The sequence below is a fragment of the Staphylococcus sp. HMSC071G07 genome (genome assembly GCF_001811435.1).
Lineage (GTDB): Bacteria > Bacillota > Bacilli > Staphylococcales > Staphylococcaceae > Staphylococcus > Staphylococcus pettenkoferi.
Genome location: NZ_KV804751.1, coordinates 1 through 22,755, shown reverse-complemented (window position 1 = coordinate 22,755; position 22,755 = coordinate 1). Strand labels below are relative to the sequence as shown.

Below are 22,755 nucleotides of genomic sequence, written 5' to 3'. Positions count from 1 at the left end.
TACAGATCAGGCACCTTCAACGAAGGTAGCTATGGCTAAAGTCATTAAAACGTTTAAACTGAATCCCGACTGTCATTGCACATCCAAATATCTGAATAACCTCATTGAGCAAGATCACCGTCATATTAAAGTAAGAAAGACAAGATATCAAAGTATCAATACGGCCAAAAATACTTTAAAGGGTATTGAATGCATTTACGGTCTATATAAAAAGAACCGCAGGTCTCTTCAGATCTACGGATTTTCGCCATGCCATGAAATCAGTCATATGTTAGACAGTTAAACAAACGCTGACATGATAAAATGGTGATTAGCTATACTTTTTCTAACTTTGCAACAGAACCACGTGTCGCATGGGACAATTATCTCAAAGAGAATTATTGGTATATTGCTGAACCTGCCAGTGATTTCTATCATCAGTATCCCATTGACTTAGACTTATGCGAACGTTTCAACATTAATGGTATTCGCATTTCGATTGCGTGGTCACGTATCTTTCCCAAAGGTTACGGTGAAGTGAACCCTAAAGGTGTAGAATACTATCATCGCTTGTTTGAAAGATGTCACGAGCACAATGTTGAACCTTTTGTGACGTTGCATCATTTCGATACACCTGAAGCTTTACATGAAAATGGTGACTTTCTCAATAGAGAGAATGTGGAGCACTTTGTAAACTACGCAGAATTCTGCTTTAAAGAGTTTACTGAAGTGAACTACTGGACGACTTTTAACGAAATAGGACCTATAGGAGATGGGCAATATTTAGTAGGTAAGTTTCCACCAGGTATTCAATATGATTTCGAGAAGCTCTTCCAATCTCATCACAATATGATGGTGGCACATGCGAAAGCAGTTAATCTCTTTAGAGCCAATAATATCGAAGGTGAAATAGGCATTGTACATGCTTTACCAACGAAATATCCTTTAAATCCTGAAGATCCTAAGGATGTGAAAGCAGCAGAGCTTGAAGATATCATTCACAATAAGTTCATTTTAGATGCGACTTACTTGGGTGAATATTCTGATGCTACTATGGCAGGTGTCAATCATATTCTTGAAGTAAACGGTGGGACTTTAGATTTACGCGAAGAGGATTTCGAGGCATTACGTGCAGCTAAAGATCAGAACGATTTCTTAGGTATCAATTACTACATGAGCGATTGGATGAAAGCGTACGACGGAGAGAATATGATCACACATAATTCTAAAGGTGTGAAAGGCGGCTCTCGCTATGCTTTAAAAGGAGTAGGTGAGCGCGAATTTGACGTGGATATCCCACGTACTGATTGGGATTGGATTATTTATCCTCAGGGACTCTATGATCAAATTATGCGTATTAAACGTGATTATCCTAATTATAATAAGATTTACATTACTGAGAATGGCCTAGGTTATAAAGATGAATTTGATGCAGAACAGCAAACGGTTCACGATAAAGCGCGTATCGATTACATTCAATCACACTTATCAGCAATACAAGATGCGCTACGTGACGGTGCTGAAGTCAAAGGTTATTTCCTATGGTCATTGATGGATGTCTTCTCATGGTCGAATGGGTATGAGAAACGTTATGGTTTATTCTATGTGGACTTTAACACGCAACAACGCTATCCGAAAGAGAGTGCATATTGGTATAAGCAAGTCGCAGAACAGAAACATCTATAATTGGTAAGGAAGTGCAGAGTTTGGTGAGGTAGCATGACTTCATCGAACTCTGCATTTTGCGATATGATAGCGATTAATTTTTTCAAATGTGTTACAACTTGTTAGCATGCTTTAAAGTACGCGATTACTTTAAATTAGTCTATACTTAAATGTGATAACACTTAAAGGAGTCAACATATGAAAAAGCTAGCAATGATTTTATGCCTCGTCCTCTTAACAACTTCGATGAGTGCATGTGCTTTGTTCAAAAATAAGCATAAGCAACCTACCTATACGTCTAAGGAGATTACGCCAACATTGTATCTACACGGTTATAGTGGGACGTTAAACTCTACGAAATATTTGATTCAGCGTGCTACGAAAGCTCATCATCATGACAAGATCTATACCACTGTCGATGCTCAGGGCCATGTGAAAGTCGATCGCCCTCTTTCCAAGCATGATCGTCATCCGCTCGTCATCATCAAGCTTGAAGACAATGAGAATGGCGATTATAACACAAATGCACAATGGATTAAAAATGTCTTAGTGAAGCTTGAGGATCAACAGAAATTTGATCACTATAATATGGTCATGCATTCAATGGCCAATATGTCGTTTAGTTACTTTATGCTCGAGCATGGTAATGATAAAGACTTACCGAAATTAAACAAACAAGTTAACATTGCAGGTACGTTTGACGGCGTGTTGGGTATGGATGATAAAGCGAATGACAATCACCTCGATCAGAATGGTAAACCAGCAAAAATGACGGCTGACTATCGACATATTCTACCTTTAAAACAAATTTACCGTGACAAACATATCAAAGTATTAAATATATATGGAGATGTCGAAGATGGTTCGCATTCAGATCGTCGTGTAAGTAACGTTTCTTCTCAATCTTTGGAATATATCATAGGTGATGTGGTCGATAGCTACGACACTTTAAAGATTACTGGTAAGGAAGGCGACCATAGTGAGCTACATGATAGCGCGAAGGTGGCTCAACATATTAATCAGTTCTTATGGGGACATGATTAAGTTACGGTTTTAAATCTATTCGTGCGCTTGATATATTGTTAGACAACTTTTTTTAAATACGGGAAGCGGGTAAATCTCTTAATAAAAGAGGAGGTTTATTATGAAGACAGAACAAATTGTACTTGCACAAAGACCCCAAGGAATGCCAGACGATCAAACATTTCGCTTTGAGGAAGTAGAAGTTCAGAAGCCGCAAGAGGGTGAAGTGAAACTGAAAGCACTGTATATCTCAGTTGACCCTTATATGCGTGGCCGTATGAGTGACAGTGACTCTTACGTACAGCCTTTCGAACTTAACAAACCAATTCACGGACATGTGGTGGCTCAAGTAACTGATTCACACTCACAACAATTAAGTAAGGGAGATATCGTTGTAGGTATCTTACCATGGCGTAAAGAAATGATTGCTTCTGCAGATGAAGTGCGCCAAGTTCCTAAATTAGATGTTCCAGATTACTTAAACTTAAGTGTGTTAGGTATGCCAGGGCAAACAGCTTACCATGGTTTACTTAAGATTGGTCAACCTCAACAAGGGGAAACCGTTGTTGTCTCTGCAGCTTCCGGCGCTGTAGGTTCAGTAGTAGGTCAGATTGCGAAATTGAAAGGTGCTCGCGTCGTCGGTATTGCAGGCGGTACTAAGAAGACACACTTCTTAACTGAAGAGTTAGGCTTTGATGCGGCTGTTGATTACAAGGCAGACGACTTTGCAGATCAATTGGAAGCAGCTGTGCCTCAAGGAATAGATGTTTATTACGAAAATGTCGGAGGTACCGTTGCAGATGAAGTCTTCAAACATTTGAATACTTTCGCACGTATTCCAGTTTGTGGCTCTATTTCTAACTATAACGATACAGAAATTGATTACGGCCCACGTATTCAACCTATTTTAATTAAAAATCAAGCTTTAATGAAAGGATTCGTCGTTCACAATTATCAAGACGATTTCGCAAATGCAGCCCAAGATTTAGCACATTGGGTAAAAAATGGAGACATTCAAGTGCGAACTTCAGTTGAAGAAGGCTTTGACAAGGTTCCTGCAGCTTTCAAAAACTTATTTACTGGCGATAATTTCGGTAAACAAGTTGTTAAAGTTGCTGAGCGTGATTAATGAGGGGTGAGAAGATGAAAGCTATAGGTGCAGATCGCGTTTTTACGCTAGATGAAGGAAATTTATTCTATGAATACGACAGGGATATACCAGAACCGCAACAACATGAGTTGCTCGTCCAGGTTAAAGCAATAAGTGTGAATCCAGTGGATACGAAACTACGTCAAACAACGCCTTCAGAAACACCGAGAGTGCTTGGGTTTGATGCGGTAGGTGTCGTTCAAGCTGTGGGAGATGAGGTCACTTTATTTAATGAAGGAGATGAAATCTACTATTCAGGCTCTCCAAATTATCAAGGATCGAATCAAACATATCAGCTTGTTGATGAACGTCTCGCGGCTCATAAGCCTAAAAATTTATCCTATAACGAAGCGGCTAGTCTACCTTTAACAGGTCTCACTGCTTCAGAAACATTGTTTGATGTATTCCAAATCTCATCTAATCCGGAAGTGAATCAAGGTAAAACACTATTAATCATCAATGGTGCTGGTGGCGTTGGAAGTATTGCCACACAAATTGCCAAAGCTTATGGTCTGCGTGTGATTACGACGGCTTCACGTGAAGAAACGACACGTTAGAGTAGAGATATGGGTGCTGACATCGTATTGAATCATCACAATGATCTCGTAGATGAATTGAAACAGCATGATATCGATGAAGTAGATTATGTTTTCTGTACATTTAACACCGATATGTATTACGAGACAATGATTGATTTAGTTAAAGCAAGAGGTACGATTGCGACAATTGTGGCGTTTCAAGAGAAACAAGATTTAAATTTATTAAAGTCTAAAAGCATTACATTCACTCATGAGTATATGTATGCACGTGTCGTTCATCAAGCTGAAGATATGATCAAACATCATGACTATTTATCTGATATTACTGAGAAAATTGAGCAAGGGATTTATCAACCGACAGTGACTCAAGTCATGCATGGTTTAACGAGCGAGAATATTTACCGTGCCCATCAAATACTAGAAGACCAACGAATGATTGGTAAACTTGTAATTAATTTAGAAGAGGAACACGAGTAATCATATAAAGTAAAGTTAAGCGCTGAAGATGGGAGCAACGACTCATGTAAAGTCGGATGCTCCTCTTTTTTTATCCGTAAATATGTAGTGTTTCTATCAATTCATTTTATCCTAAATAAAAGTTAGTCTTACCAGACCACTAAATCCCGTGAAACTCGATTACCCTGCGTCTGAGAGGGTATGTGAAGTACATCTCAACTAAGGAGTGTATCAGGTCATGCAAAAAAAGAAATTGACGATTGTCTTCTGGGTTGCTTTGGCAATTTGTACAGCCTTTGTTATATATGGGGCAATCTTGCCTAAACAACTCGAGAAGTACACACAGAATATCACTAACTTTATCGCCGTACATTTCGGTTGGTATTACCTCTTACTTGTACTAGCGATATTAGTGATTTGTGTTTACTTACTCTTCTCAAGATTCTCATCCATTACACTGGGTGAAGAAGGGGAAGACCCAGAGTTCTCGCTTAAATCATGGTTCGCCATGTTATTTAGTGCTGGAATGGGGATTGGTCTCGTATTCTGGACAACGGCAGAGCCAATTAGTCACGCTTTCACACTGACACCCATTCATAAAGCAGGCACACAAAGTGCGATTAACGATGCTATGCAATTTGCCTTTTTCCATTGGGGGATTCATGCATGGGCAGTATATGGCATCGTCGCACTCGTCTTTGCTTACTTTAACTTCCATAAAGGTTATCCAGGTCTCGTAAGTGCAACGCTTGTGCCTGTGTTCGGGCAACGTTTGATGCGTGGTCCACTAGGTGGAGCAGTCGACGTACTTGCGATTATCGCAACGGTTACAGGTGTTGCAGCTACACTTGGTTTCGGTGCTTTACAGATCAATGAAGGACTTCACTACTTGTTCCACGCACCGTCAAACTTTGGTGTGCAAGTGGTAATCATCATTATCGCGACAATCCTCTTTACTTGGTCAGCCTGGTCAGGGATTGATAAAGGGATTAAAAATTTAAGTAATATCAATATGATACTCGCATTCGTCGTACTCGTCGTATTATTCTGCGTCGGTCCGACATTGCATATCTTAAATACCTTTACAAATTCATTAGGTAATTACATTGCTAACTTCTTTAATATGAGTTTACGTATCCCACAGAGCGGTGGAGAGAAATTCCAATGGATGCAGAACTGGACCATCTTCTATTGGGCATGGTGGGTATCATGGGCACCATTCGTCGGTATCTTTATCGCCCGTGTTTCAAGAGGTCGTACGATTAAAGAATTTATTCTAGGCGTACTCTTCGTGCCTGCCCTTGTATGTTTCTTATTCTTCGCGGTGTTTGGTGCAACAGCGATTTACTTACAAGAGCATCACATCGCTAATATTGCGAAAGAAGCGACAGAAACAGCGACATTTGCGACGTTAGAGCATTTCCCATTAGGCTTTATTCTCAGTATCGTAACGCTCGTCGTGATCATGATCTTCTTCGTGACATCAGCCGATTCTGCGACATATGTACTTGGCATGTTGAGCTCTAAAGGCGATATCAATCCTAGTTCGTTCGTTAAAGTGAGCTGGGGCGTCATTCTCGCATTGTTTGCGATAATTATGATTTATACTGGCGGAACGCAGTCTATCCAGAACTTGCTCATCATCGCAGCTTTACCATTCTCCGTAGTCATTATCTTTATGATTTGGGGACTGTTTAAAGCTCTGTCTCATGAAAAGCCACGGACACATCAGAAGATTCTTGGAGAAGACTACAAAGTCTTACATTATCGTAAATCGGATTTAGAAGCGGAGGCGCGCGAGGCAAAGTCAGAAAGATAATATGACTATAAAATATTTTCATAAGAAAAATATGACGTAAGGCGTTATTGTTAAAAATTAATAACAATGTTTTCTGTAAAAAATTTAGGGTATTAAGACCATACAAAGAGAACATAATTAATCTATGCATAGGAGGTGTCATACGAGGTGAAACGACTTAAAAATTTCATATTAGGCCTACTGATTGTAGTAATCGTTGGGTTCTTACTCTTCATGTACATCGATGACTCAAGAATTAGCGAATACCAAGATTACTTCTTACAATTTAACTGGTTCCAACCATTACTTATCGGTTTATCAGCTTTCCTCATACTTATTGGTCTAATACTTGTATTTAGCTTGTTTAAACCTACGTATCGCAAACCTGGATTATACAAAGACTACGAAGATGGACATATTTATGTGTCCCGTCGTGCTGTTGAGAAGACAGCTTATGACACAGTCACTAAATATGATGCAATTAGACAGCCAAACGTAGTTGCAAAGTTGTATAACAAGAAGAACAATTCATATATCACATTGAAGGCTGATTTCTTCGTGCCTGGTGATGTACAAGTGAAACAACTGACAGAAACGATTCGCAATGATATTAAACAGAACGTAGAACATTTTGCTGAAATTCCTGTTAAAAAATTAGAGGTTAACGTACGAGATCAGAAAGCCGCAGGACAACGCGTGTTGTAAGGGAGGGTTAATATGGCTAATAACAATAATCAACAAGAACAGGATTCACTACAGCAAGTAATCGATTTCCTCAAAGCTTATAAATGGCGAGTAGTTGGTTTCCTAGCATTCTTGATTATCGCTATTTTATTCCTAACGCTCGGATTCTGGAAGACAATATTAATTATTTTATTATGTTTGATTGGAATAGGAATCGGGTATATGAAAGACAGAAAGCAAGACTTTATGAACTTTTTAAATCGATGGAGTTAGAGAAAAATAGAATTATTCGATAAGAAAGAAATATTTTAAATAAAGGAGAATGTATTATGGCAGTAGATAACAATAAAGCTAAACAAGCATACAACAATCAATCAGGCGTGAACGAAAAAGAAAGAGAAGAACGTCAAGAACGTCGCGAGGAAAGCCAAGAGCAACAATTCCAAAACAAATTGACTTTCTCTGATGAAGTAGTTGAAAAAATCGCTGGTATTGCTGCACGCGAAGTTAAAGGTATCTTAGAAATGAAAGGCGGCTTTGTCGACAACATTTCTAACTCATTCGGTAGCGGCAACAACGTAACACAAGGTGTTAGCGTTGAAGTTGGCGAAAAACAAGCAGCAGTAGATTTACGCGTTATCTTAGAATACGGTGAATCTGCACCTAAAATCTTCAAAAAAGTACAAGACATCGTTAAAGAACAAATCAACTACATCACTGGTTTAGAAGTAGTTGAAGTGAACATGCAAGTTGACGATGTAATGACTAAGAAAGAATGGTCACAAAAACACGAAAAGAACCAAAAAAATAACAACGAAGACAAAGGATTACAATAATCTAGCGTTGTTATAATATGAAAGGTGAGTCTGCTGAGGGCTCACCTTTTTTTGATAGCGACATAAAAATCCTTTCTGAGTGGGTTAGTTTCAAAGTAAAAAGTAGGAGCAAGACAAAAATCAGTTGAATTCTTTGTCTTGCTCCTATAATTTGTGTGCACTGGTATTTAAATTTCATCGCACTTTTCGTCTCATTAGAAGAAAGTGCGGCTCTAGTGTTTAGTTGTCGCGCGAAAGTGGATTATGTACTTGGCGATATGTATAAATATCGGCTTCGTCTTCTAATCGCATCGTCGTAACACATTTATAGTCAATGCGTGGCGCAAAGAGGCGCTCTCGAATAGATTCTAAGCGTTGAGTGTCCTCAGGCAAGGTTTCTGCTACTTTTGCTAAACGTTCCTCAATTAATTCACGAATGACTGTCCACAATTCTTGTTCTAAATCTTCATAATCAGTATGAGCAACAATCGTCGTAACGAGTTCTCCTAAGTGATTTTGCAATGTTGAATAAAAGACTTTATTAAACACTGTCTGATCTTTATCAGTAAGTATAAGTGATTTTTCATGAAAGTTCTCGATATTAAAGCCATATTTTGCTAACTGATGTTGATCTATCCGTAAACCTTCGAAGTCACGAACGAGCATCTGAGCAAGACTACCGGCACTATTAAAGATGCCTACTGTATTCTGAAGATGTGCTTCTAAAGCGATTCCATATTTTACATATAGGGGGAGAGCGATATTTAATAAAGCTTGGGCGTAAATCTTAAACCACTGAATAATTGCAGCAACTTTAGAGTCGAACGAGCTACTATATTGATTGATGAGCGACATGATGAGCGGCGTCGACTCATAGACATCTGATATTGCTAAGCTTGAACAAATGACAGGTAGTTGTTCTTTACTTAAATCTACTTTCTCATAGAGATTTTTACGGAAAAGTGTACCGAGTTGTTCGCTTAACGTCACGGTGTCGTTAACTTCTGGATAATAATAATGCGTTCCCGCAAACTCGTCTAATATTCCGATATTTGACTGATGAAATAAAGGGTCTTCTTCAATAATTCGACCTATAATTTGCGTCATCAAAGGTCCGTTATATGTCGTCTGTTCAGATAGGGTACGAATTTCCCCTGTAATATGGACACTTGTCGGTAATTTCACATGAGGGTACATATCAGGCTGTTTCGGCATCAATGTACGGAAAGACAAACCTGCATAATACGGCAGACTATAAGACAATGAAACAATATTACCTTCTTCAATGTCAGATTGATAATCACGTTGCACAATTTCTTGATATTGCCAAGGATGCACGGCGAATATGACGAAATCAGACAGCACATGTAATCCCAATTTCTCTTCAATATGTGCTTCCAAATCTGGAAAAGCAGCAAGTAGTGCATGATTATAGTCATTATCATATGCTCTCGGGCGACTCAGAGAACGTTTCACTAATAAAAAGTGTAATGGAATCGTCTGTTTAAACTCAGAAGAATAACGCACTGTATCCGCGACAGACATACCCTTTCTTAATTTAGCACCTGGATGTAACGGGTGTCCCTCTATCACTGCTTGTTCTGAAGCTAAATAAGGGTCTTGACTCTCTTGCAAATCATCATGAAGTGATTGATTTCTATCCTTTTTAGTCCATAGACGATAACTTAAACCTAACCCCATATGCGTCATACTGTTTTCAAGATCATCCTTAAATTGCTCGCTTGCTTCAGTACGATAGCTCGAATCCTCTTTCAAGATGAGTTCAAGTACTTCAAGTGGACTCATTATGCGTTGAACTTGCGCTTTATTTATTAGGTAAAAAGGACCACGTACATCCACGCGATCGTAAGCATATGTACCACTGACTTGTGCAAGCAGGGATTGCTGAGAGGATAAATGAATAACGAGTGCATATTCTGAATTGATGTGTTCTCTCAAGTGTGGAGTAAGATGGTGATTTAAGACAAGCTCACTATGATTGTAGGCGTCTACCAAATTCTCACGATACATTGAAGCGATGAGGCGTTGTGTTACTTTATCTCTGCCTGTCATGATAGTCGCTTCATAATAAGCTAACCATTCTGATGATTGTTGAGCTACGTAGTCGTATGCTAAAGATTCAGTTGGGGTTAATTCAATCACAAGTTCTTCATGTTCTATTGTTTTCTTCATAAAGCACCTCGAAAGATTATTTTACAAATCGATTTGATATTTGTATAATTAATGTCAGTAGTAATTGATAATAATTATCAATTAAAAGAAATCTTTTATTACATCTATCATAACAATTTTACGATTAAGACAGAAGTTGAGGGGACTCAAACATTTAGAGAAAAACTGTAGGGTAGTGAAGAAGAGATATTATTCCATCGTCACAACCTAAGTTTTAGCATTTTAATCATAGAAAAAATGGTATGAGTCAATTCACACGATTACTCAGAAAATAATAAAAGTTTGAAGCGCAAATTAAAAAGGGTAAATAATATATAATTGAGAATGAAGAGAGGGGGAGTCGTATGACAAGCGCATTATGGAAACAGGCTGATCAGAATGAACAATATCGGATAATGAATAGCCTCGTTAAGGAACGTATCTTCCCTGAGTCGACTATTGTGACAGAGAAGGACGACGAGTTAGATATTCAATTTCATGCGCACGTGCTTAAAGTAAAGTTAGAACGCGTGGCTGCATTTAAACGTTATCAGTTAAGTGGTGCGATTACTTACGCAAAAGGTCAGCAAACCCTACAGATTGACTCAACTGAACAGCTCATCGACATTCTCACTCAACATTTCGATATACCTATTGATGAAAGATTAAATAAAGAGCTCATCTCAAGTAGGGATGGGTTCGTTTCAGTATATCGCGTGATGGAAAGTAGAGCGTCGACGGTTAAAGCCAGTTTGAAATATGCACGGTTGCCGCTAGCGATTAATTTCTTTAGCTGGTTGCAACATATGGCTGATGCCTCACAACTTGATCCTTTGCTTTATAGTGAAAGTTTAGCTGTTGAAGGGCATCCCACTCATCCGCTGTCAAAGACGAAATTACCGCTGACAGAAGAAGAGGTAGCAGCATATTCACCGGAGTTTGAAAAAACGATACCGTTGAAACTGATGCTCATACATAAGGACTATGCAGGTGTGACATCTCCTGTTGAGGATACACAAATGATACTTAATCAAGTCATTCCTGATTATCGTTATAAATTACGCGCCTTTATTGAACCTTTAGGTCTTAGTCTCGATGATTATTACGTTATCTTCGTTCATCCATGGCAATATGAGCACGTGATTTTGCACGATTACATCGAATGGATTGATCGACAAATATTGTTACCGACACCTTTTAACATCGATAGTAAAGCAACGCTCTCTTTCCGTACAATGGATCTCGTGGGACGTCCTTATCATATTAAGCTACCTGTTAATATACAAATGACGAGTGCAGTCAGAACAGTCGGTCCAGTGACTACGGTGGATGGCCCGCATTTGAGTTATCAGTTGCAAGGATTATTTCAACGCTTTCCGCACATGCAAATTGCGAAAGAGCCCTATGGCATTTATGCGCACACTGAAGATGATCGCGCGCGTCAGCTTGCATGTATTGTGAGAGAGAAACCGACTTTTACACAAAATGGAATATCAGTGGTGGCGGCGAGTCTCGTTAATCGCAACCCAGTTGATCAACAAGTCATCGTGGATAGTTATCTTGAGTGGTTGCGGGAAGATGTTACGCCTCAAACGATTCAACGCTTCATCACGGAATATGCACGTCAGTTAGTGAAACCGCTCATTGCTTATATTCAGCATTACGGGATTGCACTCGAAGTGCATATGCAGAATACAGTGGTCAACTTGGGCCCACACTATGAGATGACGTTTTTGATCCGAGATTTAGGTGGTGCGCGTTTAGACTTAGAGGCATTACAACAAGCGCTTCACAATGTTGAAATCACGAATACGAGCTTGATTGCTAAGGATATGGAAGCTGTAATTCAAAAGTTTCAACACTCAGTGATTCAGAATCAGTTTGGTGAACTCATTTATCACTTCACTCAATACGAAGGTGTAGAAGAAAGAGCGTTATATCGTATTGTTGCTGAACAGGTGCAAGAGGCGATTGATGACGATGCACCTCATGCACAAATACTGAAAGATGTCTTATTTGGCCCCACAATTACGGTTAAAGCGCTCATGCGTATGCGGATGAAGCAACAAGTCAAGCAGTATGAGACGATTACGTTGCCAAATCCGTTGCGAGAGGAGGACGACTCATGGCGCAACTAAATATTAATTTATCTAAAATTGAATATAATGCGCGCGTGCTACAACAAATGTTGACGCGTAAACATATTCACCTCACACCTGTGTTAAAAAGTGTCGCAAGTGACCAGCGAGTGATTGAACGGCTCAATAAAGTAGGACTCACACACTTTGCTGATTCGAGACTCAATCATCTGACTCCTCTCCGAGATACAGATAATACCTTTACATTATTGAGACCTTCTCGTACAAGTGAATATAAAACGTTGGTTGAAACTTGTAAAATGAGCATCCAAACTGAATTGTCTGTAATTCGTGAGTTGAATGAGATAGCAGCGAGTTTAGGTAAGAAACATCAAATCATGTTAATGGTAGATTGGAAAGATGGTCGTGAAGGCATACTAACTTATGATTTGACGTACTATGTGAAAGAAATTCTCCCTCTGCGTCACATCAATTTGGTTGGCATCGCATTTAATTTCATGTGTTTCAACTCTATTGCTCCTACTGAAGATGATGTAGCGATGATGACGCAAGTAGTTAACGCAGTGGAATCCGATACAGGACATCATTTCAGAGTGATCTCAGGCGGCAACTCAAGTATGCTACCACTGCTGATGTATAGCGATTTAGAGCGTATCAATGAGTTGCGTATCGGTGAAACGTTATTCAGAGGCATTGATACAACGACAAATGTTGGTATCGCGTCGCTTTATCAAGATTGCATCACACTGGAAGCTGAAATATTAGAAATTCAACCACGCATTTATTTAGAAACAGGTGACAAATATCTTCAAGCGATTGTAGATATCGGTCAGTTAGATACGATGGTTAATGAACTTAAGCCTATTGCACATCAGATTGAAATTCTTGGAGCAACAAGTGATCAATTGATGCTCGATTTAAAAGGTCAAGATTTCTATCAAGTAGGTGATACGATTCATTTTAGTCTTGGCTATTCTGCTTTAAGTTTATGTATGTTCCAAGATCAGTTAGAGCGGAATTATGAGGAAGATAAAGGGATTGAAGCGGTCAATAGAAATTTTAGTGTCAATGCGTGTTCAGGAGTGCGGCGATGAGTGAATTGATGTAGTGATAGTCAGTTCAGTCTTACATTGAATATTTGAGTAACATTAATGGTGTATACATTGAGTTGGAAGTCTAATATATATACAGCAATATAAATTTGGAAGAGCATGTTTTCCTTTAACATGCAAGGTTAACTGTAGTATTGCGTAAAAATTGATCACTTACGTTAGTAAAAGATAAGGAATGCAACAGTCGAGTCGATATGACGCCTGTTGTGTTCCTTTTTAGTTTGTTTAAAAATCTAAGGTTAGAGAGTTAAATAAGTGTAAAATTGAGTGACAAGAAGATATTGTCTTTTAACATTAATTGAATAAGTAGGCATAATCCTATACAGTAGTAACATACTTGAATATATATTATGAAACTTAAATAAAATATGAGTGATATTAAGAACAAATTTCCCTTAAGTTCTATACATATTTATACATAATGAGTTATAATTATATTCGTTGTTAATATTGAGGTAACACCGGAAAGGTGATGGAAAGTGAAAGACTATAGTAATAAACAAATACGAAAAGGTCGTTTCAAATTTATAACTATGTCCTTAATAGGGATTATTCTATTTCTAATCCCTATTCCTGTAAAAATGGACGGCGAATCACAAATTTCATTGCCTGTAGCATATTTAGCAAGTTTACTGAAAGACTTGATCGGACCAGCGATGCCATTACTTATCGTTGTGATTGTAACGCTTTCAGGTATCATTTCTGTGATTTGTTCTACCTTTTTACGGAAGAAATTAAAGAAAGGGCAATTGCTTAATGATGCTTTCAATGTAAGTTGGATATGGCTTATCTTACGCATACTTGCAGTGGTCTTCGTGTGGATGGTTTATCTCAAAGCGGGATCTAAGATGATCTATTCAGAAGATACTGGTGGTCTCGTCTTTGGGGACTTACTGCCAACACTTGTATCTGTATTCTTCTTTGCGGCGTTATTCCTTCCGTTATTGATGGAATACGGCTTACTCGAATTGTTAGGCCCCATCTTTAGACCAGTGATGCGCCCGTTATTTACTCTGCCAGGACGATCAACAGTCGACAACTTGGCTTCGTTTATCGGTGACGGTACAGTAGGTGTATTGATCACTAGTAGACAGTACGAGAAAGGGATTTATTCACGTCGTGAAGCGACAGTAATTTCAACGACATTTAGCGTAGTATCGCTAACCTTTGCAATCGTTATTGCACAAACTGTCCATATGCAGAAACATTTCTTCTATTTCTATTTTACAGTCATCGTCTCATGTGTCGTTTGTGCATTTATCCTGCCGCGTATTTGGCCGCTTAATCGCATCCCTGATGAGTATGCTCAAGATGTTTCTGAAGAAGCACGTCAAGAACAATTACCAGAAGGATCGAATCCTTTAAAACATGGTTTTGACCAAGCGACACAAACTGGGATTGAAGCGCCGAACTTTGTTGAATTCTTTAAATCTGGCTTCAAGACTGTGATTGATATGTGGTTTGTCATCTTACCGATAGTGATGAGTATAGGTACGCTAGCTACAGTTATCGCAACTTATACATCAGTATTCCAATTTATAGGTAAACCTTTCGTGCCATATCTTGAACTGTTGCAAATTCCTGAAGCGACACATGCTTCTGAAACTATCTTAATTGGTTTTGCAGACATGTTCCTACCGTCAATCTTAATTGATGGCGCGCATAGTGAGATAACGCTATTCACGATTGGTGCTTTAAGTATTACACAGTTGATTTATCTGTCAGAAGTAGGCGGAGTAATTCTAGGTTCTAAGATTCCAGTGAGTATCTTTAGACTTTTTGTGATTTTCTTGATCAGAACGATCATCGCATTGCCAATTATTTCTCTTATGGCGCATTTATATTTTAGTTAAGTTAAAATGCAAAGGACAGAAATCGATTGAGGTTTCTGTCCTTTTTCTTTTTGTAAAAGGAGGATAAGGATTACTGAAAAAATGATTTCATAACTAGACTAGGATATAGGGTTTTATCAATTTTAGTAAGCCAAGCTTAAAAAATCCCTCACAGAGATCAATATCACTCTGTAAGGGCTTCGCATAGAAATATTTAATCTAATTGTGTTAACACATGTGCTTTCACAACTTCATTATTAAGAACAGGTGATTCTCCAGATTTCTTAGGACCACTATGTGCATTCTTGAAAGCGTCACTATTACGCCAAGCTTTGAAATCTTCTTCAGTGTCCCACCAAGTATTCACGTAAAGTTGGTCATAAGATTCTTCGTTATCAATTTGCCATACTTCTGTACGTACAAATCCTTTCATTTCTTTAATACCACTATTTTTAGTAAACATTGGCGCCATTTTTTCAGCATAACCTGCTTTAAGATCAATTCTATTCGTTACAACATACATACTTATGTCTTCCTCCTATCGTTTGTTGAATAAAGTAAAAAGAAAGGCACCCATAATGGATGCCTGGAGTATTATTTATGCGTCAAATTGATTTTCTATTTATTTCGTTAATTCGTTATAAACCTTTTGGTCATTATGCGTATAAATAATGTATTCATGGTCGTTAGTATCGATAATAACGCGATTTGTCTTACCGAAAGTAGAACCGATACGAGATACTTTATCAGCATCTAATTTAGGTACTGCGTGGATGTCTTGGTCTTGTGAAATATTTTGGATTTCACTAGTAGGAATCTTGATATCTGCAACGCGCCATTGAATATTAACCTCATTATTATCTTTCTTAACAGTCATTGCCATAACTTGAACACATCCTTTAATTAGTTTGTAATTTCATCATAAAAGAATATGCAATCGGTTTCAAGCATTAGGCTGTAGTTATCATAAATGTGTCACAGACGCGTCATAGCGCTTTTATTCACACGTAGATATTTCAATTTTAAAGCGCAAAGTTATCACGATATTAGAGAAACGCATACGTAATATAGGGGTGTAAATTTTACCACACTAAAAAGCGAAAGTATGTTCGCATTATAGAGATAGATGTGGTAGAATAGAACATATCTTAAAGGAGTATCAGTTATGACAGGTAAGACACATCTATCATGTGGCATCCTAGTGGGTGCAAGTATTGTATCCTATTGTGATACAGACCTCTTCACCTCAATTACAGTTGTGACTTTAGCCGCGTTAAGTAGCATCTTTCCTGATATCTGTCATACGCGTAGCAAAGTTGGAAGAAAGTTTAAACTCCTTAGTTGGATCATTCGTCTACTATTTGGCCACCGAACCTTTACACACTCTCTTAGCTTTATCGCTCTTATAGGCTTACTACTTTATCTTTTCCAAGCACCTATTTATTATGGATCTGCAATCATTGCAGGCATGATTTCACATATTATATTAGATATGCTTACACCACGAGGAGTGAAATTGTTGTATCCTTTGCCGATAAATGTTAAGTTTCCAGTGACTTTCAAGACAGGCGGTGCTGTAGATGCAGCGTTAGCCACAGCCTTGACTATTGGAGCGGTCTATCTCTTGTTTAGTTCGTTCTGGCAAGAGGTATTCTATAATATGTTAAAATGAATAAAAGATTGAAGATATAAGAACTTTTAATAAAATAGCAGCATAATTAACGAATGATAGGTAAGGGAGAGAAAGTACAAGTGGACAAGAAAAGCTTAGAGAAACATGGACAAGAACACTTAATTGAATATGAAAAATTAATGAGTTCTAATGAAAAAGAAGCTTTAGAAGACAAAGTAGACGAACTTGATCTAGATGAGATTAACGATATGTATGAGGAGTTATATCTCAACAAAGAAATGATTAACGATGTTTCCAACGTTTCTGAAGTTCAATACGATATTAAATCTCAATTAACTGAAGATGAAACGAAGCAGTATGAGGATATTGGTTTAGAAGCAATCAAAAACGGCAAGTTTGCAGTTGTCTTACTCGCAGGGGGACAAGGCACACGACTTGGCTACAAAGGACCTAAAGGGACATTTGAAATTGAAGGTGTCAGTTTATTTGAACTTCAAGCACGTCAGCTCATTCAGCTAGCTGAACGTACTGGAACTAAAGTACATTGGTATATCATGACAAGTGATATCAATGATAATCAAACGCGTTTATATCTTGAAGATAAGAACTATTTTGGCTACGACAAAGACTATATACATATATTCAAACAGGACAATATCGTTGCTTTATCTAAAGAAGGTAAACTCGTTCTAGATGTAGAAAATAACATTCTAGAGACACCAAATGGGAACGGTGGCGTCTTTAAGTCGCTAGCGAAAGCCGGATATCTTGAGGAAATGCAAGAGTTAGGTATTGAGTATATCTATCTCAATAACGTCGACAATGTGCTGGTAAAAGTATTAGATCCATTGTTTGCTGGATTTACTTACCACCATAGTAAAGACGTGACAACGAAATCGATCCAACCAAAATCAGGTGAGAGTGTAGGTAGACTAGTCAATAAAGATCATAAAGACACGGTACTAGAATATTCAGAGCTAGATCCAGAAATTGCTAATCAATTCGACAATGCAAATATTGGTATTCATGCTTTCAAACTTGCATTTATTGATAATGTGGTAGATCGCCCATTACCATATCATCTTGCTGTGAAAGAATTAGAACAGCTCGATGAAGATTTTGGTGTGATTAAACAACCAACTTTGAAATTTGAACTATTTTACTTTGATATATTTAAATATGCTACAAACTTTATCACATTGCAGGTTCCACGTGATGAAGAATTCTCACCTCTCAAGAATAAAGAGGGGAAAGATAGTGTAGAAACTGCGACACAAGATTTAAAACGTCTAGGCTTAGTGTAAGAATAAGGTGGAGATGCAATGCAAGATATGACTAAAAGCAAGTCTAAAAAGGTAAGAAGTGCATTTAAAGAAATTATCCCTTTATCATTTGGGGAAGAAATAGGTAATAGTGTATCTCATGGTGCAGCAGCTTTAATTACATTGTGTGCTCTACCCTATGCAGCAGTTAGTAGCTATATAGGTGGTTCAATTCTTGAATCATTTAGCGTTTCGATATATGTAATTAGCATCTTTCTGATGTTCTTGTCATCAACCATTTATCATACGATGGCTAACGATTCTTCGCATAAGTACATTCTTCGTATCATCGATCACAGTATGATTTATGTCGCTATTGCTGGTACATATACACCCGTTTGTATGATTGTGGTTGGTGGCTGGATAGGTTGGTCAGTTATGCTATTGCTATGGGGGCTCACGATATGGGGAATTCTATACAAATCGATAGCTAAACATGTAAATCATAAACTAAGTTTAATCATCTATCTAGTGATGGGGTGGATAGGTTTACTATTTATTCCAGTTATCGTCACACGTACGTCGATTCCATTCATGCTTTTCATCTTATTCGGGGGTATAGCGTACACGGTAGGTGCATGGTTTTATGCTCAGAAAGATCGACCATATTTCCATATGATTTGGCATTTATTTATCGTCTTGGCTTCAGCATTTCATTTTATAGCAATCGTGTACTTTATTTGATAAAATATATCAGGTTTAAGATAGGCGCTACTCCATTAATTCTGAAATGATGATGAGTAGCGTCATATGAAAGTTTATACACGTGATATTACATATGGAGGTGCTTTATGAAGCTGAAATCAATTGGTGTAGTAGCTGCATTAATTCTCATCATGTTCATGTCAGCTATTGAGACATCTATTGTATCTTTAGGTCTACCAACAATTAGAGAAGACTTAAATGTGTCTAGCTCGATTTCATTAGTGTTTGCAGTTTATTTCATAGCCATTGTTATCGCTAACCCCATCGTAGGAGAACTGCTAGATCGCATGCGTATACTTTATATTACGATTATAGGTGTAGCATTATTCCTCATTGGTAGTCTCATGTCAGGAATGAGCCCTACTTTTACATTCCTCATTATCTCACGTTTAGTTCAAGGTTTAGGCGCTGGTGTTATGATGGCCTTAGGTCAAATCGTTCCAAAGCTCGCCTTTGAGATACCATTACGTTACAAGATTATGGGAATTGTAGGTAGTGTATGGGGCATCTCTAGTATTATCGGTCCATTACTAGGTGGCGCGATTCTAGAATTTGCTACTTGGCATTGGTTATTCTTTGTCAATATACCTATAGCTATCTTAGCGATTATACTTGTTGCTATTACGTTCCATTTCGAGAATGAATCTACAACGACGGAGAACAAGCTAGATATTAAAGGGCTCACATTATTCTATTGCTTTATCTTTTTACTCTTACTCGCAATTATGGGGCATTTGCCAATTTACGGTGTGATCATTGCAATTATCTTGACAGTGGTTGCTATCGTTTGGTTAGTCCGTATTGAAAGCAAAGTGTCGCGTCCGTTCTTACCAGTGAAAGAATTCAACAAGATGATAGGACTCGTCTTCTTTACAGACTTTCTCTATGCCTTTATGCTCATGGGTTATAATATTTATATGCCGGTATACTTGCAAGATCATCTCGGGCTCTCTCCATTACAAAGTGGTTTCGTAGTCTTTCCTATTTCGGTAGCTTGGCTTGTATTGAACTTCACATTGCATAAAATCGAGGAAAAACTTACACGTAAAGGACTTTATCTTGCAGCATTTACAGCTTTATTTGTATGTAGTGTGCTCTTATTCTTTGGTACACATGCACCGCTATTTATGGCTGCGACGTTTATTCTTGCTGGTGTGAGCTTCGGTACTGTTTATACGAAAGATAGTGTTATTACACAAGAAGAGACAGACCCAAGCAATATGAAGCGGATGATGTCTCTTTACACATTGACTAAGAACTTAGGTAATTCTATCGGTTCAAGTGTCATGGGTGCATTATATGCGATGAGCTTGCCATTTATGTCATTGAGTATTTACAATATTTTAGCTGTGACATTAATTCTGCTCGTCATTCTATTTATTGTATGGGCAACTTACTTTAGACATGAGCATAGCTTTAATTAACCTATAAAGACTATAGATTTAGAACAACGATTTTAGTAAATCAATTTTATATAAGAACTCAAATAGAGAGGTGATTAGTGATGAGATATTTTAGATATTTATTGACCACGCTAGTCATGCTCTCTATTTTTGTATTATCAGGAGCAGTATTTTTAGCATTTTTAGGTTTCGGTATGTTTGGCTTAAGTCGCATACTGATTTATTTCCATCTTGCTGATTTTACTTTTAATAAAAACTTCATCGACAATTCTATTTATTACGGCAGCTATATAGTATTGGGATACTTCACGTTATTTGTTGTTGAACATTTGATGGACTATTTTCGTAAAAGAGCACCTGAAAGTGAGTATCTGCAAGGCATTACTTTTCACTTAATTTCTTATGTAGTGACTACGATTATGTTCTATTTTGTGATTCACATTCACTATCAATATATTCACATCGACTTTTGGGTAATCTTAGTCATTATAGGATTTCTGTTTCTATGCAAGGAAATCTTTTATCCAGATAGTGAAAATCTCAATCGTAAAAAATAGCATCAACTACGAGAAAATAGTATGAAACTATTGAGCTAAGTCTTTTTATAAAGCATAATGAACGTATATACTAGGACTAGAAGCATATAAAAATAACGTTTGTTAACTATACATATGTTATAGATATTGCATGAGGGGGAACTAATCGTGTTAACTAAAGAACAAGTTCAAGAACTTGTCGGGGAAATCAAAGATCCAATCATCAATGTACCATTATCGGAAACAGATGGTATCGTTAATATTTCAATCAAAGAGGAGATCGACCATGTTAGTGTGAAACTAGCAATGGCACAACTTGGAGGTCAGCCTCAATTAGACTTACAAATGAAAGTCGTTCAAACGTTGAAAGATAACGGAGCGAAGACTGTGGGAATTCGTTTCGAAGAACTTCCACCTGAAGTTGTCGAGAAATACACAGGTAAGAAGAAAGAAGAACCTCAAACGATCGAAGGACTTTTATCTAAAGACAATCCTGTAGAATTTATCGCCATCGCATCTGGTAAAGGTGGGGTAGGTAAATCTACTGTAGCAGTCAACTTAGCTGTCTCACTTGCACGTGAAGGTAAGAAAGTAGGATTAGTCGATGCAGATATTTACGGTTTCAGTGTACCAGACATGATGGGTATCGAGGGCAAACCCGCTGTGGAAGGTAAAGAAATCGTACCTGTTGAACGCCACGGAGTTAAAGTTATCTCAATGGCCTTCTTCGTAGAGGAGAATGCACCAGTTATTTGGCGTGGACCTATGTTAGGTAAGATGTTAACGAGTTTCTTCACAGAAGTGAAATGGGGCGAACTCGACTACTTATTACTCGACTTACCACCAGGAACAGGTGACGTCGCTCTAGACGTGCATACGATGTTACCATCTAGTAAAGAAATTATCGTCTCTACACCGCATCCAACTGCAGCGTTCGTTGCAGCTCGAGCAGGTGCCATGGCAAAACATACTGAGCACTCTATCTTAGGTGTTATTGAAAATATGTCTTATTTCGAAAGTAAAGAGACAGGAAATAAAGAATATGTCTTTGGTAAAGGTGGCGGCGAGAAACTTGCCGATGAGTTGAAAACAGAACTTCTCGGTCAACTCCCATTAGAGCAGCCATCATGGGATCCAAATGACTTTGCGCCATCCATTTATCAACCAGATGACCGTCTAGGTAAGATTTATCAATCAATGGCACAAAGTATTATTGAGAAAACTTCAGATAAAGAATAAGAATTTTTATAGAGAGTTTAGGACTAAGTGAGCATCGTGCTTGCTTAGTCTTTTTTTATTTTAAGCGAGAAAAATAAAAGGGTTAGAGAAAGGAATAATGCATTAAGGTAGAAAAAAAGGTGGAAAAGTAGTGTAGAGGGATAGTAAACATTTAGCATTAGAAAGCGAATTGAGCTTTAGGATTGATAGTAGTATAACCTTATTGTGGAACAATAGCTTAGTAAATTGTAAATTTCTATTAATAAAAGATAAGAAAGACTCTTGCATTATAAGAAATAAATGTTAGAATTAGTTCTTGTGAGTCGAAAGAAATGAAGAACGAAATGCTAAATAAAAAAGTTGAAATCTTTTATTGACATTTCATTGTTTTCTTGGTACTCTATAAAAGTCGTCAAAAACGACATAGAAATTATAAAGTTGAGTAACAAAAAAGTGTAAAACTTATACTTGTCAAAATCAATTTTATAATTTAATATTGTAAAAGTGATGTTAATCACTTGAAAACAAATTGAAAACTTTTGTTGACAGCGTGTTAAACAGATGTTAACATTAGTTAGCAACCGAAATGAACATTGAAAACTAAATGACAATAT

At 37.7% G+C, this 22,755-nt stretch carries 19 protein-coding genes and 2 pseudogenes; 18 read left to right on the top strand and 3 right to left on the bottom strand.

Features of this window, described 5'->3' with window-relative positions; all coding sequences use genetic code 11:
- The 9 genes and pseudogenes from HMPREF2802_RS02215 to HMPREF2802_RS02175 all read left to right on the top strand — a co-directional run.
- Positions 1-283, top strand: a 283-nt coding sequence (locus HMPREF2802_RS02215) for a DDE-type integrase/transposase/recombinase (RefSeq protein ID WP_141746374.1), incomplete at its 5' end; no start/stop codon positions are given.
- A 62-nt stretch (positions 284-345) separates the two neighbouring features.
- Positions 346-1,665 (top strand): annotated as a pseudogene (lacG, locus tag HMPREF2802_RS02210) (6-phospho-beta-galactosidase); the annotation flags it as partial.
- A gap of 177 nt (positions 1,666-1,842) precedes the next feature.
- A complete protein-coding gene (locus tag HMPREF2802_RS02205) occupies positions 1,843-2,688 on the top strand; it encodes an alpha/beta hydrolase (protein ID WP_070502623.1) in 846 nt (281 codons plus the stop codon).
- A 100-nt stretch (positions 2,689-2,788) separates the two neighbouring features.
- Positions 2,789-3,796 (top strand): NADP-dependent oxidoreductase, encoded by a 1,008-nt coding sequence (locus tag HMPREF2802_RS02200; RefSeq protein WP_070502622.1) that lies wholly within the window; start codon positions 2,789-2,791, stop codon positions 3,794-3,796.
- A gap of 14 nt (positions 3,797-3,810) precedes the next feature.
- Positions 3,811-4,833: pseudogene (locus tag HMPREF2802_RS02195) on the top strand (zinc-binding alcohol dehydrogenase family protein).
- Between the two features lie 217 nt (positions 4,834-5,050).
- The gene (locus HMPREF2802_RS02190; RefSeq protein ID WP_002471281.1) at positions 5,051-6,631 is read left to right on the top strand and encodes a BCCT family transporter; all 1,581 of its coding nucleotides are present in this window, start codon (positions 5,051-5,053) and stop codon (positions 6,629-6,631) included.
- 147 nt (positions 6,632-6,778) lie between these two features.
- Positions 6,779-7,315: an alkaline shock response membrane anchor protein AmaP gene (amaP, locus tag HMPREF2802_RS02185; RefSeq protein ID WP_002471274.1), complete on the top strand. Its 537-nt coding sequence runs from the start codon at positions 6,779-6,781 to the stop codon at positions 7,313-7,315.
- A gap of 12 nt (positions 7,316-7,327) precedes the next feature.
- Positions 7,328-7,567, top strand: coding sequence for a DUF2273 domain-containing protein (locus HMPREF2802_RS02180; RefSeq protein ID WP_002471307.1), 240 nt, complete (start codon positions 7,328-7,330; stop codon positions 7,565-7,567).
- Between the two features lie 56 nt (positions 7,568-7,623).
- Entirely contained in the window at positions 7,624-8,130 is a 507-nt protein-coding gene (locus tag HMPREF2802_RS02175; protein WP_049407694.1) for an Asp23/Gls24 family envelope stress response protein, read from the top strand.
- 219 nt (positions 8,131-8,349) lie between these two features.
- Here HMPREF2802_RS02175 and HMPREF2802_RS02170 read toward each other — a convergent pair whose 3' ends face one another.
- Positions 8,350-10,302 carry an IucA/IucC family protein gene (locus HMPREF2802_RS02170; RefSeq protein ID WP_070502621.1) on the bottom strand — a complete coding sequence of 651 codons (1,953 nt, stop codon included), beginning with the start codon at positions 10,300-10,302 and terminating at the stop codon, positions 8,350-8,352.
- 344 nt (positions 10,303-10,646) lie between these two features.
- On the opposite strand from HMPREF2802_RS02170, the gene HMPREF2802_RS02165 reads away from it, so the two are divergent.
- The 3 genes from HMPREF2802_RS02165 to HMPREF2802_RS02155 all read left to right on the top strand — a co-directional run bounded on the left by HMPREF2802_RS02165 (position 10,647) and on the right by HMPREF2802_RS02155 (position 15,345).
- On the top strand, positions 10,647-12,419 hold the full coding sequence (locus HMPREF2802_RS02165; protein WP_070502620.1) for an IucA/IucC family protein: 1,773 nt from the start codon (positions 10,647-10,649) through the stop codon (positions 12,417-12,419).
- Positions 12,407-13,474, top strand: a complete 1,068-nt coding sequence (locus HMPREF2802_RS02160) for an alanine racemase (RefSeq protein ID WP_070502619.1) — start codon at positions 12,407-12,409, stop codon at positions 13,472-13,474. The genes HMPREF2802_RS02165 and HMPREF2802_RS02160 overlap by 13 nt, the downstream gene beginning before the upstream one ends.
- 551 nt (positions 13,475-14,025) lie before the next feature.
- Positions 14,026-15,345 (top strand): YjiH family protein, encoded by a 1,320-nt coding sequence (locus HMPREF2802_RS02155; protein WP_070502628.1) that lies wholly within the window; start codon positions 14,026-14,028, stop codon positions 15,343-15,345.
- A 193-nt stretch (positions 15,346-15,538) separates the two neighbouring features.
- Here HMPREF2802_RS02155 and HMPREF2802_RS02150 read toward each other — a convergent pair whose 3' ends face one another.
- Both HMPREF2802_RS02150 and HMPREF2802_RS02145 read right to left on the bottom strand, forming a co-directional pair.
- Complete coding sequence (locus HMPREF2802_RS02150) at positions 15,539-15,847, bottom strand: heme oxygenase (protein ID WP_070502618.1); 309 nt, start codon at positions 15,845-15,847, stop codon at positions 15,539-15,541.
- Between the two features lie 99 nt (positions 15,848-15,946).
- Complete coding sequence (locus HMPREF2802_RS02145) at positions 15,947-16,207, bottom strand: SunI/YnzG family protein (protein WP_002471374.1); 261 nt, start codon at positions 16,205-16,207, stop codon at positions 15,947-15,949.
- 282 nt (positions 16,208-16,489) lie between these two features.
- On the opposite strand from HMPREF2802_RS02145, the gene HMPREF2802_RS02140 reads away from it, so the two are divergent.
- The 6 genes from HMPREF2802_RS02140 (at position 16,490) to HMPREF2802_RS02115 (ending at position 22,162) form a co-directional block, all read left to right on the top strand.
- Positions 16,490-16,996, top strand: a complete 507-nt coding sequence (locus tag HMPREF2802_RS02140) for a metal-dependent hydrolase (RefSeq protein ID WP_002471287.1) — start codon at positions 16,490-16,492, stop codon at positions 16,994-16,996.
- A 53-nt stretch (positions 16,997-17,049) separates the two neighbouring features.
- Positions 17,050-18,261, top strand: coding sequence for a UTP--glucose-1-phosphate uridylyltransferase (locus HMPREF2802_RS02135; RefSeq protein ID WP_070502617.1), 1,212 nt, complete (start codon positions 17,050-17,052; stop codon positions 18,259-18,261).
- A gap of 18 nt (positions 18,262-18,279) precedes the next feature.
- Complete coding sequence (locus tag HMPREF2802_RS02130) at positions 18,280-18,963, top strand: PAQR family membrane homeostasis protein TrhA (protein ID WP_049412559.1); 684 nt, start codon at positions 18,280-18,282, stop codon at positions 18,961-18,963.
- Positions 18,964-19,070: 107 nt separating this feature from the next.
- A complete protein-coding gene (gene sdrM, locus HMPREF2802_RS02125) occupies positions 19,071-20,408 on the top strand; it encodes a multidrug efflux MFS transporter SdrM (protein WP_070502616.1) in 1,338 nt (445 codons plus the stop codon).
- A gap of 80 nt (positions 20,409-20,488) precedes the next feature.
- Positions 20,489-20,944, top strand: a complete 456-nt coding sequence (locus HMPREF2802_RS02120; protein WP_070502615.1) for a SepA family multidrug efflux transporter — start codon at positions 20,489-20,491, stop codon at positions 20,942-20,944.
- 147 nt (positions 20,945-21,091) lie between these two features.
- A complete protein-coding gene (locus tag HMPREF2802_RS02115) occupies positions 21,092-22,162 on the top strand; it encodes an Mrp/NBP35 family ATP-binding protein (RefSeq protein ID WP_002471251.1) in 1,071 nt (356 codons plus the stop codon).
- The last annotated feature ends 593 nt before the right edge of the window (positions 22,163-22,755 follow it).

Coding starts and splice junctions, on each gene's coding strand:
- HMPREF2802_RS02120 (WP_070502615.1), top strand. CDS start 20,489: ATGAGATATTTTAGATATTTATTGACCACGCTAGTCATGCTCTCTATT.
- HMPREF2802_RS02130 (WP_049412559.1), top strand. CDS start 18,280: ATGCAAGATATGACTAAAAGCAAGTCTAAAAAGGTAAGAAGTGCATTT.
- sdrM (WP_070502616.1), top strand. CDS start 19,071: ATGAAGCTGAAATCAATTGGTGTAGTAGCTGCATTAATTCTCATCATG.
- HMPREF2802_RS02145 (WP_002471374.1), bottom strand. CDS start 16,207: ATGGCAATGACTGTTAAGAAAGATAATAATGAGGTTAATATTCAATGG.
- HMPREF2802_RS02140 (WP_002471287.1), top strand. CDS start 16,490: ATGACAGGTAAGACACATCTATCATGTGGCATCCTAGTGGGTGCAAGT.
- HMPREF2802_RS02200 (WP_070502622.1), top strand. CDS start 2,789: ATGAAGACAGAACAAATTGTACTTGCACAAAGACCCCAAGGAATGCCA.
- HMPREF2802_RS02150 (WP_070502618.1), bottom strand. CDS start 15,847: ATGTATGTTGTAACGAATAGAATTGATCTTAAAGCAGGTTATGCTGAA.
- HMPREF2802_RS02170 (WP_070502621.1), bottom strand. CDS start 10,302: ATGAAGAAAACAATAGAACATGAAGAACTTGTGATTGAATTAACCCCA.
- HMPREF2802_RS02180 (WP_002471307.1), top strand. CDS start 7,328: ATGGCTAATAACAATAATCAACAAGAACAGGATTCACTACAGCAAGTA.
- HMPREF2802_RS02165 (WP_070502620.1), top strand. CDS start 10,647: ATGACAAGCGCATTATGGAAACAGGCTGATCAGAATGAACAATATCGG.
- HMPREF2802_RS02175 (WP_049407694.1), top strand. CDS start 7,624: ATGGCAGTAGATAACAATAAAGCTAAACAAGCATACAACAATCAATCA.
- HMPREF2802_RS02135 (WP_070502617.1), top strand. CDS start 17,050: ATGATAGGTAAGGGAGAGAAAGTACAAGTGGACAAGAAAAGCTTAGAG.
- HMPREF2802_RS02160 (WP_070502619.1), top strand. CDS start 12,407: ATGGCGCAACTAAATATTAATTTATCTAAAATTGAATATAATGCGCGC.
- HMPREF2802_RS02190 (WP_002471281.1), top strand. CDS start 5,051: ATGCAAAAAAAGAAATTGACGATTGTCTTCTGGGTTGCTTTGGCAATT.
- HMPREF2802_RS02155 (WP_070502628.1), top strand. CDS start 14,026: ATGTCCTTAATAGGGATTATTCTATTTCTAATCCCTATTCCTGTAAAA.
- HMPREF2802_RS02205 (WP_070502623.1), top strand. CDS start 1,843: ATGAAAAAGCTAGCAATGATTTTATGCCTCGTCCTCTTAACAACTTCG.